Genomic DNA, 14,783 nt, shown 5'->3' with positions numbered 1-14,783 from the left:
CGCCTAGTGTGTTAGCCATGGACGCGACCAAGGTGATCATCGATTCCGTCGACCGGTTCCGGCAGCGGCGCACCGCCCCGCTGGTCCTGGAACTCGACCTCACCGAGGGCCTGCTCGACGGCCCCCCGGCCGACCCGCTGAACGCGGTGCTGTCCATGCGCAGGCCGCGGCTGAGCGACGTGCTGTCCGGCCTCAAGCGCGCCCGGACGGACACCCGGGTCAGGGCCCTGGTCGTCAAGATCGGCACCCGCCCGCTGGGACTGGCGATGGTGCAGGAGCTGCGCCAGGCCGTGACCCGGCTGCGCGAGGCGGGCAAGCTGACGGTCGCGTTCGCCGAGACGTTCGGCGAGTTCGGCGCGGGCACCGTCCCCTACTATCTGGCCACCGCCTTCGAGCGGGTCTACCTGCAGCCGTCGGGCGACGTGGGCCTCACCGGCGTCGCGATCGAGCAGCGCTTCCTGAAGGGCGCGCTCGGCAAGCTCGGCGTGGACTACCAGGTCGGCCAGCGGCACGAGTACAAGACCGCGGCCAACACCTTCACCCAGGACCACATGACCGAGGCGCACCGCGAGTCGATGGGCCGGATCACCGAGTCGATCACCGAGCAGGTCGTCGCGGGCGTCGCCGAGGGCCGCGGGATCGAGCCCGCCAAGGTCCGCGAGCTGGTGGACCGGGGCCCGTTCATCGGCGCCGAGGCCGTCGAGGCGGGCCTGGTGGACCGGATGGCCTACCGCGACGAGGTCTACGCCGAGGTCAAGAAGGCCGCCGGTGAGGACTCCCAGCTCCTCTACGTCACCCGCTACGCCCGCGGCCCGCTCGCGAAGAAGCTGCCCCGCCCCGGCGAGGACGTCGTCGCGCTGGTCCACGGCAACGGCGCGGTACGGCTCGGCCGCAGCGGCCGCAGCCCGCTGGGCGGCGGTGGGGCGATGGGCTCCGACACCGTCTGCGCCGCTCTGCGCGCGGCGCGCAACGACGACCACGTCAAGGCCGTCGTCTTCCGGGTGGACAGCCCCGGCGGCTCCTACGTCGCCTCCGACGCCATCTGGCGCGAGGTGGTGCTGACCCGCGAGGCGGGCAAGCCGGTCGTGGTCTCGATGGGCGACCTCGCGGCCTCCGGCGGCTACATGGTCTCGATGGCCGCCGACGCGATCGTGGCCCAGCCGGGCACGCTCACCGGCTCCATCGGCGTGTTCGGCGGCAAGGCCGTCATCGGCGGGCTGCTTGAGAGGCTCGGGATCTCCTCCGAGACGGTCGGCGAGGGCGCCAACGCCGGGATGTTCTCGCCCACGAACGCCTTCTCCGAGGAGCAGTGGGCACGGGTCAACACCTGGCTGGACCGGGTCTACGACGACTTCGTGGCCAAGGCCGCCGACGGCAGGGACCTGCCGCGCGAGCGCGTCCACGAGCTGGCCAGGGGCCGGGTCTGGACCGGTGCGGACGCCCACGCGCACGGGCTCGTCGACGAGCTCGGCGGCCTGGAGGACGCTCTCGCCCTGGCGCGGAAGAAGGCGGGCCTCGCCGCCGACGCCCAGGTGCGGGTCTACCCCAGGCTGAGCCCGCTGGAGCGGCTGCGCCCGGCGGAGTCGAGCGAGGACAAGGCGGCCGCCGTGGCCCGGGTCCGGCTGGAGTCGTGGGGACCGATCTCCCACCTCGCCGCCGAGCTGGGCCTGCCGTCGTACGGCCCGCTCATGCTCCACGGCTCCTGGACGATCCGCTAGCCACCGGGTTCCGCCGGCGCTCCGGTACCGCGGCGGAGGCCGGGGCGGTGTACGCGCCCGGCTCCTGAGCGGGTGACCAGGTGGTGCGCGCCCGGCGCTTCAGCGGGCGTCCGGGCCTCCTACGGGGCGGTAGCGGCCGCGGAGCCGTACGAGCGGGGTGAGCGACGCCTCGACGTAGCTCACCCCGAGCACCCGGGCGATGTAGATCGTGTGGTCGCCGGCCGGGACGACGTGCGTCGTCTCGGCCTCCAGCGCGGCCACGCCGCCCTCCACGACGAGCGCCCCACTCAGCTCGCCCCGGTGGTGCGGCGTCCCGGCGAGCAGCAGCCGCGCGCCGGGGCGGCCCGGGGTGGCGAAGCGGCTGGCGATCGCCTTCTGCCCGGCCGACAGCACGCTGGCCGCCCAGCGGTCGCGGCGCAGCAGCAGCTCGTTGAGGTAGCCGGTGTTCGCGAGGCTCACCATCACCAGCTCGGGGTCGAGCGAGACGGACGTGAAGGTGCCGACCGTTCCGCCCACGTCGTCGCGTTCGTCGTTGACGGTGACCACCGTCACCGCGGTCGCCACCCCCGCCATGGCCTCGGTGAACTCACTCATACCGCCATCATCCCGGACCCCGGCCACCGGTCCCGCCACGCGAACGGTCCCGGGACGCGGTACAGCGAAGCGCCCCGGGCGCGGACACGGCGCGGCCCGCGCCACCGGGTGGCGCGGGCCGTACGCGAGCTGTCGGACCCCTGAGCGGGTCCGGTGGGAGACCAGGTCAGGAGGCGAGGCCGTTCTTGGTCAGCCACTCCTTGGCGACCACGGCGGCGTCGTCCTTGTCCACCGCGACGCGCTTCATCATGTCGACGAGGGACTGGGTGTCGAGCTTGGCGGAGATCGCGTTCAGCGTGGTCCGGACCGTGTCGTTCGTGGCCGCCTTGTTGACCAGCGGGGTGACGTTCTGGGCGCTGAAGACGTTCTTGGGGTCCTCCAGCGCGACCAGGTCGTTGAGCACGATCTTCGGGTCGGTCGTGAAGACGTTGCCGGTCAGGACCGTGCCGCTCTTGATGGCGTCGGCGGTGGTCGCGCCGGTCGGCTTCCACTCCTTGAACTCCAGGCCGTAGACGTCCTTGAACTGGGCCTCGCGCCGCTTCTTGAACTCGGGCGGGCCGCCGACGGCGTTGTCCTTGGAGACCTTGGCGAGGTCCTCGATCGTGGTGAGCTTGTACTTGGTCGCGCTCTCCTTGGTGACCGTGAGGGAGTCCTTGTCCTCGGCGGCGGCCGAGTCGAGGATCTCCACCTCGGCCGGGAGCTTGGACTTCAGCTCGTCGTTGACCTCGTCCTTGGAGGCGGCGGTGCTCTTCGGGTCGAGGAACGCCAGCAGCGCCCCGTTGTACTCGGGCAGCACGGTCAGGCCGCCGCTCTTGACCTGGTCGTAGACGATCTCACGGCTGCCGATGTTGGGCTTCTCCTCGACCGTCACGCCCTTGGCCTCCAGCGCCTGGGCGTAGATGGAGGCGAGCAGGACGCTCTCGGGGAAGTCGAACGAGCCGACGACGGCCTTGCCGCCCGCCCCGGAACCCGATCCCGAGCCGGATCCGGTGGCGGCCGGGCTCGCGGAGGCGCTGGTCAGGGGGTCTCCCCCGCCGCACGCGGTAAGTGAGAGCATCGCGGACAGGACGACCGCCGCGGTGCCGAACAGACGCTTCATCGTGCATTTCCCTTTCAAGCGGGAGGTTATTAGTAGATTAGCGGACACGCTGCCTCCGGCTCACGCCCGGCGACACCGCCATCCGCTGTGCCAACGTGAACAACAGCTGTACGGCGAGCGCGAACAGCACCACCAGCACGGCTCCGCCCGCGACGCTCGCGTAGTCCTTCGTCGCCAGGCCGTCGATGATGAAACGGCCCAGCCCGCCGAGCCCGGCGTAGGCCGCCACGGTCGTGGTCGCCACCACCTGGACGGCCGAGAGCCGCAGCCCGAGCAGGATCAGCGGAAGCGCCACCGGCACCAGCACCCTGCCCAGGACCTGGCCGCCGCGCAGGCCCATGCCGTACGCGGCGTCCCTCAGGTCGGGGTCCACGCCCCGGACGCCCTCGTAGGCGTTGACCAGGATGGGCGGCGCCGCCAGCGCCACCAGCGGGATGAGCACCGGCAGGACCGTGGTGGTGCCGAGCAGCAGCACGAACAGCACGAGCAGGCCGAGGGTGGGCATCGCGCGGGCGACGTTGACCGTCGCCACGATGAGATAGGCGCCCCGGCCGGTGTGGCCGATCCACAGCCCCAGCGGCAGCGCGATCAGCGCGGCCAGGGCCAGCGCCGCCGTGGAGAACGCCAGGTGCTCCAGGAGCCGGGCCGGGATGCCGTCGGGCCCCGACCAGTGGGCGGGGTCGCCGAAGAAGTCGGTCAGCCAGTTCACGCGTTCCCCCTCGCCCGCTGCCAGGGGGTGAGCAGCCGCTGCGCGGCGAGCAGGAGGCCGTCCACCAGCAGGGCCAGCGCCACGATGAGCACGATGCCCACGACCGCCGGGGTGGGGAAGTCGCGCTTGAACGCGTCGGTGAACAGGTTGCCCAGCCCGCCCTGGCCGATGAGCGCGCCCACGCTGACCAGGCTGATGCTGGAGACCGCGACCACGCGCAGGCCCGCCAGCACCACCGGGACGGCGATCGGCAGCTCGACCCGTAGCAGCCGGCGCAGCGGGGTGAAGCCCATCGCGACCGCCGACTGCCGGACGTGGTCGGGGACCGAGGCGATGCCGTCCACCACGGCGGGGATCAGCACGGCCACGCCGTAGAAGCTCAAGGGGATGATCACGGTCGCCGGGCCGAGGCCGGTCACCGGGAGCAGGAGCATGAAGACCGGCAGGGACGGCAGCGCGTAGACGACGTTCATGAAACCGGCCGTCGGCTGGTAGAGCCAGCGCCAGCGCACACAGGCCAGCCCGATCGGCAGCGCGACGAGGAGTCCGAGCACGACCGGCAGCAGCGCCATCACGACGTGCTGCTGGAGCAGGGAGTCGATGCTGCCGGCCCGGCCGGTGCTCCAGTTGCGCCAGATCCAGTCCCAGCGGACCAGTGGCTCACCGTCCATCCGCGGCCTCCCGGGCTGCGCCGGTCTCCCCGGTCTCCCCGGTCTCCCCGGCCGCACCGGCGTCCCTGGCTCCGCCGGCCGTTCCGGTGTCCGCACCGGGCCCGGTCGATCCGGCTCCGTCGGCCATGCCGGTGCCCGCGCCGGGTCCGATGGATCCGGGTTCGGCGGGCCTCTCCGCCACGCGGGAAGCCTCCTCGGCCGCCATGACCAGCGCCTCGTCCAGCACCTCGCGGGTGACCACGCCCTCGGCCCGCCCGGAGTCGTCCACCGCGATCGCGTTCCCCGAGGGCGACAGCAGCGCCGCGTCCAGCGCCGCGCGGAGCGAGTCGCGGCCCCTGACGAACGTCCCGTACGGCGCGAGCCGCACCGCCTCGAACGTCCCGCTCTCCGGCAGGTCGGCGGTGGCGGCCCAGCCCAGGGGCTCACCGTCCGGGCCGACCACGGCCAGCCAGGGCTCCGCCGTACCGCGCGCCGAGGCGACATCGGCGGAGACCGGAACGGTCAGGCCGTCGCGCAGCCGCAGGCCCTCGCCGGGGACGAACGACAGCCGCCGGATGCCCCGGTCACGGCCGAGGAACTCCCGGACGAAACCGCCGGCGGGTCTGGCGAGCAGCGTCGCGGGGTCGTCGAGCTGCGCCAGGCGCCCGCCGACCTGCAGCACCGCCACCCGGTCGCCGAGCTTGACGGCCTCGTCGATGTCGTGGGTGACGAACACGATCGTCTTGTGCAGCTCGGACTGGAGCCGCAGCAGCTCGTCCTGAAGGCTCGCGCGCACGATCGGGTCCACCGCGCTGAACGGCTCGTCCATCAGCAGCACCGGCGGGTCGGCCGCGAGCGCGCGGGCCACGCCGACGCGCTGCTGCTGGCCTCCGGACAGCTGGAAGGGGTAGCGGTTCGCGAGCCCGGTCTCCAGGCCCACCCGCTCCAGCAGCTCCATCGCCCGGTCCCGGGCCTTCTTCCGGTCCCAGCCGAGGAGATGGGGAACGGTCGCGACGTTGTCCACGATCTTCCGGTGCGGGAAGAGGCCGGCCTGCTGGATCACGTAGCCGATGCCCCGGCGCAGCGTGGGCGGATCGACGGTGGTGACGTCCACACCGTCGAGGAGGATGCGGCCCTCGCTCGGGTCGATCATCCTGTTGATCATTCGGAGGGACGTCGTCTTGCCGCATCCCGAGGGACCGACGAACACGGTTATCCCGCCCGTGGGGACTTCGAGGCTGAGGTCGTCCACGGCGACGGTTCCGTCTGGATATCGCTTGGTGACACGGTCGAATGTGATCATGCGTAACCTTTTGCTCGCCGGCGGGGCGTGGGACCCCCTGCCCACAACCGCCCCATGGTCTAACGCGGGACCGACAAAGGTGATGTATCCAACTCAACCCTCCCATGGCCCCCACCAGGGGGCCGCTCAGGCTAGCAAGCCCTCCGGAGAAAGGGCAGTCAATAGTGCGATTGGGCCCGCCGACCCGGCATGATTACCCATATCGTGGGGAGTGACTCATCTGACACACATGGATCAACAGCCACACCGGCACCGCAGGTATTCCGCTCGTCCGGGTTCATCGTCAGATGCCCCGCCTGAACCATCCGAACCACCAGAGGAACCGGTCCCGTGACCCAACCCCTCCTCGGTCTGCGCCCGCGCGGTGGCCCCGTCACCGAGGTCACCGAGCTCTACGACCGTCACGCCGCCGGACTGTTCGCGTACTGCCACGACCAGCTCGGTGATCCCGGCGCCGCGGCCGGCGCGCTGACGGCCGTCTTCGCCGCCGTGGAGGCCGCGGGACCACGACACGCCACCGTGGCCGCGGAGGCCCCCGCGTCGTACCCCGCGGAGAGTTCCGCCGCGGAAGCCGCCGGGCCGCACGCCGCCGCGGAGGACGCCGGACCGCCGCGTGCCGCCCTCTACGCGCTGGCCCGCCGCGAGATCCAGCACCGCGACGTCGTCTACGCGCCGCCGGTCGTCGGAGCCGACCTGGTGGCGTCCTTCGTCGGGCGGATCCTGCGCGACCTGCGGCCCCACCAGCGCGAGGTGCTGTACCTGTCCGGCGTGTGCGAGATGGACGCCTTCGAGCTCTCCTGGGTGCTCGACGTGGCCGCCGACACCGCCGACGAGCTGACCGTCAGCGCCTGCCGGCGCTTCGCCCAGGCACTGCGCCCGGCCCTGGCCTCGATGAGGGTGCCGGACCACATGGCCGAGGTGTTCGGCGCCCTGGACGCCGCGCCCATCCGCGACGTGCTCGCCCGCGCCCCCTGGGCCGTCCCGCCGCCGGGACTGCGCGCCACCGTGCTGGGCGCCACCGCGCCGGGCACGCCGGGTACGGCCTCGGCCCCGTCAGGGGTCCGGCCGGTGACGCGGCCGGGTACGGTTCCCGCTCCGCCGGGGACCCGGCCGGGTACGGCCTCCGCCTCGCGTCCCTCCGGTCCCCCGCTCAGGGCGCTGTGGCCCGCGCCCCCGGTATGGCCGCTCCCGCCCTCCGCGGCCGACGCGCTGACCGGCACCACCGTGTTCCCGCTGCCCGGCGGCCCGGCGGGCGGCCCGCGCGACGGCTCGCCCGTCGCCCCGAGCCCCGCGGGCTCTCCGGGTTCCCTGAGCTCCACGGGCTCCGCGGGTTCTCCCGGCGCCTCGGACCTCTCCGGCTCCCCCGGCTCCCCCGTGCGGGACCGTGCATCCGACCCGCTCTCGCCACCGGACCCGGACGCGGTCTCCGCGCACGAGGCCACCACCGAGCCCATGCCCCGGCTCAGGGACTCGGTCCTGACCTCGCTCGACGACATGTCGCCCCGCGCCCGGCGGGCGAGGCTGCGCCGGCCCTCGCCGCGCGGCTCGGCTCCCGGCCCGGCTCCCCTGCCCGCCCCGGTCCCCGGGGACGTGCTCGAGCCCGAGACGCCGCCGTCGTCGCCACCGCCGTCACCGGACGGGTTCCCCTCCGTGGGAAACCTGTTCCAGCCCCTCACCCCCGAGGCGCGGGCGGCCCTGATCCGGACCGACAGGCTGGTCGCCGCCGCGCCGCGTGAGGAACGCGACCGCGACGGGCGGAGCACGGACCGCGGACGGCGGCAGGGCCCCGATCAGCGGGTGGACCAGGAGCGCCGCGAGGACTCCGGACCGCAGTGGGAGCACGGGCGGCGGCTGCCCGGCTGGCCGCTGCGGACCGACGAGCTGGACGACCTGCCCGCCTCCGGCGCCGCGGCGTCCCCGGCCCCCGACCGGGCGCCGTACGACGAGTGGCCGATCGTCGACTGGACCGCGCCGGAACGACCCGTCCGCGTGCACGGGACGGACCGGGCCGCGGGCACCGGGCGGCCCCTGAGCGGCCGGGAGCCCGAGGGGACGGCCGCCGCCGGGACGAGCGGCCTCCGGACGGCCGCCACGGAGACGCACGCCCTCCGGACGACGGGGACGCCAGGCCTCCGGACGGCCGCCGCGGCCACGACCGACTTCCAGGAGGTCGCCGCCTGGCGAGCCGAAATGCTGGCGAACACCGGGGACCTCGGGGACCCCGTGAAGCTCGGGGACCCTGTGAACGCAGAGGTCGGAGCCACGGTCGTGACCGGGGTCCGGACCGAGTTCCCGGAGACGGGCGCCCGGATGTCCCGGGCGTCCCGTACGGCGCGGACCGGCGGACGATCGCACCGCAGGACCAGGCGCCGGCCGGGCAGGCACGCCGAGCGTCACCACGACTGGGTCTGGGAGCTCGCAGGCTTCCTCATCTGCGTGGCGATCGCGATGATCGTCTTCCTCGCCATGCCCGCCCTGACACCGTGACGCCGTGGCGCGGCGGCCCTGCCCCGGGCGGTGCGCGTCTCAGCCCGCCGACAGGATCAGCCCGCTGGTCGGCACGCCGGTGCCCGCGGTGACCAGGACGTTGCGGACGTCCGCGACCTGGTTGGCCGCGGTGCCCCGGACCTGCCGTACGGCCTCGGAGATGCCGTTCATGCCGTGGATGTACGCCTCGCCGAGCTGCCCGCCGTGCGGGTTGACCGGCAGGCGGCCGTCGATCTCGATGCCGCCGTCCGCCACGAGGTGGCGCGCCTCGCCCCGCCCGCAGAACCCCAGCTCCTCCAGCTGGAGGAGCACGAACGGCGTGAAGTGGTCGTACAGGATGGCCGTCTGCACCCCCTCGGGCCCGAACCCCGCCTGCTCCCACAGGCGGCGGCCGACCACCCCCATCTCCGGCAGGCCGGTCATGTCGTCGCGGTAGTAGCTGGTCATCATCATCTGCCCGGCCCCGGACCCCTGGGCCGCGGCGGTGATCAGTGCCGGGGTCCGCCGCAGGTCGCGGGCGCGTTCGGCCGAGGTGACCACGAGCGCCACCGCGCCGTCGCTCTCCTGGCAGCAGTCGAGCAGGTGCAGCGGCTCGACGATCCACCGCGACGCCTGGTGCTCGGCGAGGGTGATCGGACGGCCGTGGAACCACGCGGCGGGGTTGGTGGCCGCGTGCCGCCGCATGGCGACGGCCACCCGGCCGAAGTCCTCGGACGTCGCGCCGTGGACGTGCATGTACCGGCGGGCGAACATGGCGACCCACGCCGCCGGGGTCATCAGACCCTGCGGCACGTGCCAGCTCATCTCCAGGCCCAGGGACGACGGCGCGCCGCCGAGCCCCGGGTCGGGCCGGCCGTACCTGCGGCCGGAGCGCTCGTTGAACGCCCGGTAGCAGACGACGGTCTCGGCGGCGCCGGTCGCGACGGCCATCGCCGCGTGCATCACCGTGCCGCACGCCGCGCCGCCGCCGTAGTGGACCCGGGAGAAGAAGGTCAGGTCGCCGATGCCCACCTCGCGGGCCACGGCGATCTCGTCGTTGGCGTCCTGGGTGTAGGTGACCAGGCCGTCCACGTCCGACGGGCCGAGACCGGCGTCGTCCAGCGCCGCGAACACCGCCTCGGCGGCGAGCCGGAGCTCCGACCTGCCCGACTGCTTGGAGAACTCGGTCGCGCCGATGCCGGCGACGGCCGTACTCCCCGAAAAGGAGACCACGGTGGGGCCTTTCTTCGAAGTCTTCAAAGGGGCGCGGTTCTGCGGGATGTCAGGGTTCGTCCGGGATGCCGGGGGCGCGGTTCTCCGGGGTCCGGAAACCGGCCCTCCGGGAGAGGACGCGGCCGGGAGGGGTGCGTGTGGTCTTCGGGGCGGATCAGCGGTCGGGGAGGGCGAAGCGGACGGTGCCGGAGGCGTGGTCGCCCAGGCTGACCCTGCCCCGCACCTCGACGGTGAACTCGCCGTCCTCCCGTCCGACGACGGCGCCGGTGAAGGTCAGCCGGTCCCCGGCGTAGGCCGGAACGCCCAGTTTGACGTTGATGCCGCGGATCAGCGCCTCTGGGCCCGCCCAGTCGGTGACGTAGCGCTCGACGAGGCCCATCGTGGTCAGGATGTTGAGGAAGACGTCCTTCGATCCCTGGGCCCTGGCGCTCGCCGGGTCGTGGTGGACGGGGGTGAAGTCCATCGTGGCCAGTGCCGTCGAGACGACCGTGGTGGGGGTCAGATCGATCGCGAGCTCGGGGAGCGCCACTCCGACCTGGACCTCGTCTTCGGTAAGCGTCCGCATCACGTCTCCCGGGGGACCCAGAGGGGCAGTATGAGGTTGTCGTCCTTCTGGCGATACGTCACACGCAACGGCATACCGATACCCACTTCCGAGGGAGGGCAGTCCACGACGGCGCCCACGATCCGCACGCCCTCCGGCAGCTGGACCACCGCCACCGCGAACGGCGTCTCCCATCCCGGGACCGGCGGACTGTGGTGCACCACGTAGCTGTAGACCTCGCCCTCACCGCTCGCCACGACGTACGTCCGGCCGGCCGAGCGGCACGAGGGGCAGACCGGACCTGGGGGATGCCGGAGCTCGCCGCAGTCGGCGCATCTCTGGATCCGCAACTCGCCTCGGGCCACACCCTCCCAGAAGAAGGCGGTGTCGTCGCCGACGGCCGGTCCCAGCGGGTACGGCTGCCGGGTATCGGTAGTGGTTATGCGCTCCTCGGGATGAAATTTCAGTACCCGGAACAGCATCTCGGCCACCCGTTCGCCCTCCGAGTACCAGGTGACGTTCCAGGTGACGAAGTAGCCCTCGCCGAGGGCCGTCCGTTTCGGCCCGGACAGCCCGGTGAGCCGGGTGGCCGGGACCGGCCGCTCGCCGAGCCTCAGGTAGCGGTCGTAGGTCTGCTCGCAGTTCGTCGCGACCACCCCGGTGTAGCCGGCGGCGTCCAGCGCCGCGAGCACGTCGCCGATCGGGTCGCCCGCCCGCTCGGTGGGTCCGGCGAGGCCCGGCATGGTCCAGACCTGGATCATCGCCGGGGGCGCCACGATCTCCCCGTGGACGCCCGCGGCCGCGGCATCCGCGTCGGTGTGGAGGGGGTTGGCGTCGCCCATGGCGGCGGCCCAGTGCCGGATCAGCGGGAGGTTGACCGGGTCGGCCGCGGCGTCGCCGTACACCTCGCCGACCGCCCTCTGTTTCCCGGCCAGCGCGACGAGCCGTTCGTGGAAGCCCGGGTCCGGGGCCCAGGCGGGACGTCCGGCCGGGTCCGGCGCGTCCTGACCGGACGTCCGGGCGTCCTGGGCGGGGCCGGGCGTCCGGGCGTCCTGGGCGGCGGGGCCTCGCCGGTCCCCGGGGGAAGGCGGGACGGGAGGGTTCGCGGCGGTCATCGGGGCGGCCTCGGCAGGTTCAGGCCCAGCATGGCGATGAGCTCGCGCTGGACCTCGTTGACGCCGCCGCCGAAGGTCAGCACGATCGCGCCCTTGACGCCGCGGTCGAGGCGCTCGGTGAAGCCGGCCGTCTCCTCGTCGTCCGGATCGCCGTACCGGGCCAGGACGTCCCCGACGATCCGGCCGACCTCCTGCATGCGCTCCGAACCGTAGATCTTGGTGGCCGAGGCGTCGGGGGCGCCCAGCCAGCCCGAATCCATGCCCGCCGCGACCTGCCAGTTCAGCAGCTCGTTGGTCCGCAGGCAGGCGTACACCCTGGCCAGCGCGCGCCGTACGGCGGGTTCGGCGATCAGCCCGGTGGCGCGGGCCCATCGCAGGAACCGGTCGTGGACGTGCGCGATGTTGCCCGCCGGGCCGAGCGTGACCCGCTCGTGGTTGAGCTGCTCGACGATCAGGTCCCAGCCCCGGTTCTCCTCCCCCACCACCATGTCCACCGGCACCCGCACGTCGGTGTAGTAGGTGGAGTTGGTGTGGTGGCGGCCGTCCATGGTGGTGATCGGGGTCCACGAGAAGCCCGGGTCGGCGCAGTCGACGATCAGCATCGTGATGCCCCGGTGCTTCGCCGCGGCCGGGTCGGTGCGGGCGGCCAGCCAGATGTGGTCGGCGTGGTGGGCGCCCGAGGTGAAGATCTTCTGCCCGTTGACGACGTAGTGGTCGCCGTCGCGGACCGCGGTGGTGCGCAGGGCCGCGAGGTCGGTGCCCGCCTCGGGCTCGCTGTAACCGATGGCGAAGTGGCACTCCCCGGCCAGGATGCGCGGCAGGAAGGACTCCTTCTGCGCGGCCGTGCCGTACCGCATGATGGTCGGGCCGACGGTCTGGACGGTGATGATCGGGTAGGGCACCTCGGCGCGGGCGATCTCGTTGGCGAAGATCTGCTGCTCCACCGGGCCGTATCCGCCGCCACCGTACTTCTCCGGCCAGCCCAGGCCGAGCTTGCCGTCGCGGCCGAGTCTGCGGCAGTGCCGCATGTAGGCCGGGCCGAACGGATCGGCGGCGATCTCCCGGCGTTCCTCGTCGGACAGGCAGACGGTGAAGTACTCGTGCAGCTCGTGGCGGAGCCGCCGCTGCTCGGGGGTCAGGTCGATCATCATCAGAGGAGCGCTCCGATCGCGTCGAGCCGGGCCTCCACGCCGCCCAGCAGGTGGGCGTGGTGCTTGCCCCAGGCGAAGTGGCGGTGCAGCGGGTAGGCCACGTCCAGGCCGATCCCGCCGTGCAGGTGCTGGCAGGTGTGCAGCGCGGCGAGCGCCGCGTCCGTGACGGTGAGGGCCGCGACGGACAGGTCCGCGTCGGCCTCGGCGTCCATGCCCTCGGCCAGCCGCCACACCCCGGACCACATGGCGACGTCGAGGGTGCGGGCGGCGATGTAGACGTCGGCGATCTGTACGGTGACCGCCTGGAACTCGGCCAGCGCGCGGCCGAACTGCCTGCGGTTCCTGATGTGCTCGGTGGTCAGCGCGAGCGCCCCGGCCAGCACGCCGGAGGCGACGGCGACGATCCCGGCGAGCGCCAGCAGGCGCAGGTCCGCGGCGGCCCGGCCGTCCGGCCCGCCCACGGGCTCGCCCGGGGAGTCGTGGAGGGCGAGGGTGGCGGCGGGCTCGCCGGTGGAGACGCGCACCGGCCGCAGGGTCGCCGTCCCGGGGGCGACGAGGAACAGGCCGACGCCGTCCGCGGTGGCCGCGGGGATGAGGATCGCCGACGCCTGGGCGGCGTAGGGGACGGTTCCGGCCCGCCCGGTCAGCAGCCACCCGTCGCGGCCGGGGCGGGCGGTCACGACGGGGGCGGCACCGAGGTCGCGGCCGGGGCCGCGCAGCGCGGCTGTCAGCACCGCCCTCCCCTCGGCCAGGGGGGCCAGCGCCGCGCGCTGCTCCGGGGAGCCGTGCCGGGCGACGGCCAGCCCGGCGACCAGGCTCGCCAGGAGCGGCGCGGGGGCCACGTGCGCCCCGGCCTCCCGCAGCAGGACGGCCGCCTCCACCGGTCCGAGCCCCGCGCCGCCCGCCTCCTCGGGAAGGCATGCGCCCAGCAGCCCGGCCTGGGCGAGGGAGCGCCAGAGCCCCGCGTCGTACGGCGCGCCGCCCGCCTCGTGGGCCTCGATCCGTTCGGTGGCGGCCTCCCGGCCGAGGAGGCCCCCGGCGAGGGTGCGCAACTCACTCTGTGTCTCGTCAAGGGTGAAGTCCACGGGCGCTCCAAGGGGCTCGCTCCAGGGGATGAAACGCTCAAGCCAACCGATCCGGAAACTAGAACAGATTTCAATCCCCGTCCAGGGGCGGCCGACGGGAACGCACGGCGACGTGCGGCGGACGGGCGTCTTCAGTGGAAGGACCGATGGCTCTCGTAACCGGTGGGTAACCCACTGGGACGAGCGGAGATCAGATAACGTGTTCTCATGCGTGTCCCGCGTACGACCATCGGAGCATCCGCGGCCGCCCGCGCCCCGCACGCTCCGGCCCCCGGATCCCCCCGCCCGGCCGCTGCCAAAGGCGCCTCGGGCGCGACCAAGGGCGCCCCGGGGGCGCGGGGAGCGCAGGGTGAGCCCGCGGCGTCCGGCGGCGTCCGCTCCAGGAGCCAGCACCAGCGCCGCAAGCGCATCATCCAGGCGGCCGCCGCGCTCGCCTCCCGCGGCGGCGTCGAGGCCATGCAGATGCGCACGGTCGCCGAGCGTGCCGGGGTCGCCCTCGGCACCCTCTACCGCTACTTCCCATCGAAGATGGACCTGGTCGTCGCGGTGGTCAGCGAGGAGTTCGACCTGCTCGAAGGCAGCATCGAGCGCCGTCCTCCAAGTGCGGCCACTCCCGCGGGCCGGGCCGTCGACGTGCTGATGCGCGCCACCCGCGGCCTCATGCGCGAGCCCGAGCTGGCCGACGCGCTCATCCGCTCACTGATCATGGCCGAGGTCGACACCCCGTTCGGCGACCGGATGACCGGCCTGCTGCTGCGCGCCGCCGGGGACCGCCCGGGAGACCGGCTGACGACGGAGACCGCCACGGAGGAGCAGGCCATCCTGGCCGGCTCCCTGTCCAGCGTCTGGGTGCAGGAGCTGCTGGAGATGCTCCGCGGTCGCCGTACGCACGAGCAGGCGCAGCGCCGCGTCGAGATCGCGGCCGACCGGCTGCTCGCCGGCTTCTGACCTCTCGTCCGCCTCCCGGAGGGCCCCCGGGCGACCCTTCGCCGGCGCTCCCGCCATGCCCCCGGGGAGCCCCCTCGGGACGCCCTCTCCCGCCGGAGACCTCGACCCGGCCCTTCCCTCCTCCGCCTTCCGCCCGAAACTAGAACGAGTTACAGTCACAGGGCGGGC

General features: G+C 73.5%; 12 protein-coding genes and 1 pseudogene. 3 read left to right on the top strand and 10 right to left on the bottom strand.

Going from position 1 to position 14,783, the window contains the following annotated elements:
* Positions 1-17 precede the first annotated feature (17 nt).
* The gene (gene sppA / locus AB0D67_RS16155; protein WP_362935128.1) at positions 18-1,718 is read left to right on the top strand and encodes a signal peptide peptidase SppA; all 1,701 of its coding nucleotides are present in this window, start codon (positions 18-20) and stop codon (positions 1,716-1,718) included.
* Positions 1,719-1,817: 99 nt separating this feature from the next.
* Here the strand turns inward: sppA and AB0D67_RS16150 are convergent, their stop codons facing one another.
* The 5 genes and pseudogenes from AB0D67_RS16150 to AB0D67_RS16130 form a co-directional block, all read right to left on the bottom strand.
* A complete protein-coding gene (locus AB0D67_RS16150) occupies positions 1,818-2,312 on the bottom strand; it encodes a flavin reductase family protein (RefSeq protein WP_362935125.1) in 495 nt (164 codons plus the stop codon).
* Between the two features lie 166 nt (positions 2,313-2,478).
* Entirely contained in the window at positions 2,479-3,411 is a 933-nt protein-coding gene (locus AB0D67_RS16145; RefSeq protein WP_362935122.1) for an ABC transporter substrate-binding protein, read from the bottom strand.
* A 37-nt stretch (positions 3,412-3,448) separates the two neighbouring features.
* Positions 3,449-4,120: an ABC transporter permease subunit gene (locus AB0D67_RS16140; protein ID WP_362935119.1), complete on the bottom strand. Its 672-nt coding sequence runs from the start codon at positions 4,118-4,120 to the stop codon at positions 3,449-3,451.
* The gene (locus AB0D67_RS16135) at positions 4,117-4,791 is read right to left on the bottom strand and encodes an ABC transporter permease subunit (RefSeq protein WP_362935116.1); all 675 of its coding nucleotides are present in this window, start codon (positions 4,789-4,791) and stop codon (positions 4,117-4,119) included. Before AB0D67_RS16135 ends, AB0D67_RS16140 begins: the two co-directional genes overlap by 4 nt.
* Positions 4,792-4,999: 208 nt before the next feature.
* Positions 5,000-6,073, bottom strand: a pseudogene (locus AB0D67_RS16130) (ATP-binding cassette domain-containing protein); the annotation flags it as partial.
* Between the two features lie 330 nt (positions 6,074-6,403).
* Between AB0D67_RS16130 and AB0D67_RS16125 the strand changes: the two are divergent.
* Entirely contained in the window at positions 6,404-8,560 is a 2,157-nt protein-coding gene (locus tag AB0D67_RS16125) for a hypothetical protein (RefSeq protein WP_362935113.1), read from the top strand.
* A gap of 39 nt (positions 8,561-8,599) precedes the next feature.
* Here AB0D67_RS16125 and AB0D67_RS16120 read toward each other — a convergent pair whose 3' ends face one another.
* The 5 genes from AB0D67_RS16120 to AB0D67_RS16100 form a co-directional block, all read right to left on the bottom strand.
* The gene (locus AB0D67_RS16120; protein ID WP_362935110.1) at positions 8,600-9,772 is read right to left on the bottom strand and encodes a lipid-transfer protein; all 1,173 of its coding nucleotides are present in this window, start codon (positions 9,770-9,772) and stop codon (positions 8,600-8,602) included.
* A 154-nt stretch (positions 9,773-9,926) separates the two neighbouring features.
* A complete protein-coding gene (locus AB0D67_RS16115; protein WP_362935107.1) occupies positions 9,927-10,337 on the bottom strand; it encodes a MaoC/PaaZ C-terminal domain-containing protein in 411 nt (136 codons plus the stop codon).
* Complete coding sequence (locus tag AB0D67_RS16110) at positions 10,337-11,431, bottom strand: bifunctional MaoC family dehydratase N-terminal/OB-fold nucleic acid binding domain-containing protein (protein ID WP_362935104.1); 1,095 nt, start codon at positions 11,429-11,431, stop codon at positions 10,337-10,339. Before AB0D67_RS16110 ends, AB0D67_RS16115 begins: the two co-directional genes overlap by 1 nt.
* Positions 11,428-12,582: an acyl-CoA dehydrogenase family protein gene (locus AB0D67_RS16105; RefSeq protein WP_362935101.1), complete on the bottom strand. Its 1,155-nt coding sequence runs from the start codon at positions 12,580-12,582 to the stop codon at positions 11,428-11,430. The genes AB0D67_RS16110 and AB0D67_RS16105 overlap by 4 nt, the downstream gene beginning before the upstream one ends.
* Positions 12,582-13,667, bottom strand: a complete 1,086-nt coding sequence (locus AB0D67_RS16100) for an acyl-CoA dehydrogenase family protein (RefSeq protein ID WP_362935098.1) — start codon at positions 13,665-13,667, stop codon at positions 12,582-12,584. The genes AB0D67_RS16105 and AB0D67_RS16100 overlap by 1 nt, the downstream gene beginning before the upstream one ends.
* Positions 13,668-14,075: 408 nt before the next feature.
* Here AB0D67_RS16100 and AB0D67_RS16095 point away from each other — a divergent pair, with 408 nt between their 5' ends.
* A complete protein-coding gene (locus tag AB0D67_RS16095) occupies positions 14,076-14,615 on the top strand; it encodes a TetR family transcriptional regulator (RefSeq protein ID WP_362935243.1) in 540 nt (179 codons plus the stop codon).
* Positions 14,616-14,783: the final 168 nt, after the last annotated feature.

Source organism: Streptosporangium sp. NPDC048047 (genome assembly GCF_040653115.1).
GTDB lineage: Bacteria > Actinomycetota > Actinomycetes > Streptosporangiales > Streptosporangiaceae > Streptosporangium.
This window is presented reverse-complemented; position numbering and strand designations above follow the sequence as displayed.

Excerpts from the sequence above, each read along its gene's own strand:
- AB0D67_RS16105 (WP_362935101.1), bottom strand. The coding sequence starts at position 12,582 with ATGATGATCGACCTGACCCCCGAGCAGCGGCGGCTCCGCCACGAGCTG.
- AB0D67_RS16150 (WP_362935125.1), bottom strand. The coding sequence starts at position 2,312 with ATGAGTGAGTTCACCGAGGCCATGGCGGGGGTGGCGACCGCGGTGACG.
- sppA (WP_362935128.1), top strand. The coding sequence starts at position 18 with ATGGACGCGACCAAGGTGATCATCGATTCCGTCGACCGGTTCCGGCAG.
- AB0D67_RS16110 (WP_362935104.1), bottom strand. The coding sequence starts at position 11,431 with ATGACCGCCGCGAACCCTCCCGTCCCGCCTTCCCCCGGGGACCGGCGA.
- AB0D67_RS16135 (WP_362935116.1), bottom strand. The coding sequence starts at position 4,791 with ATGGACGGTGAGCCACTGGTCCGCTGGGACTGGATCTGGCGCAACTGG.
- AB0D67_RS16115 (WP_362935107.1), bottom strand. The coding sequence starts at position 10,337 with ATGCGGACGCTTACCGAAGACGAGGTCCAGGTCGGAGTGGCGCTCCCC.
- AB0D67_RS16145 (WP_362935122.1), bottom strand. The coding sequence starts at position 3,411 with ATGAAGCGTCTGTTCGGCACCGCGGCGGTCGTCCTGTCCGCGATGCTC.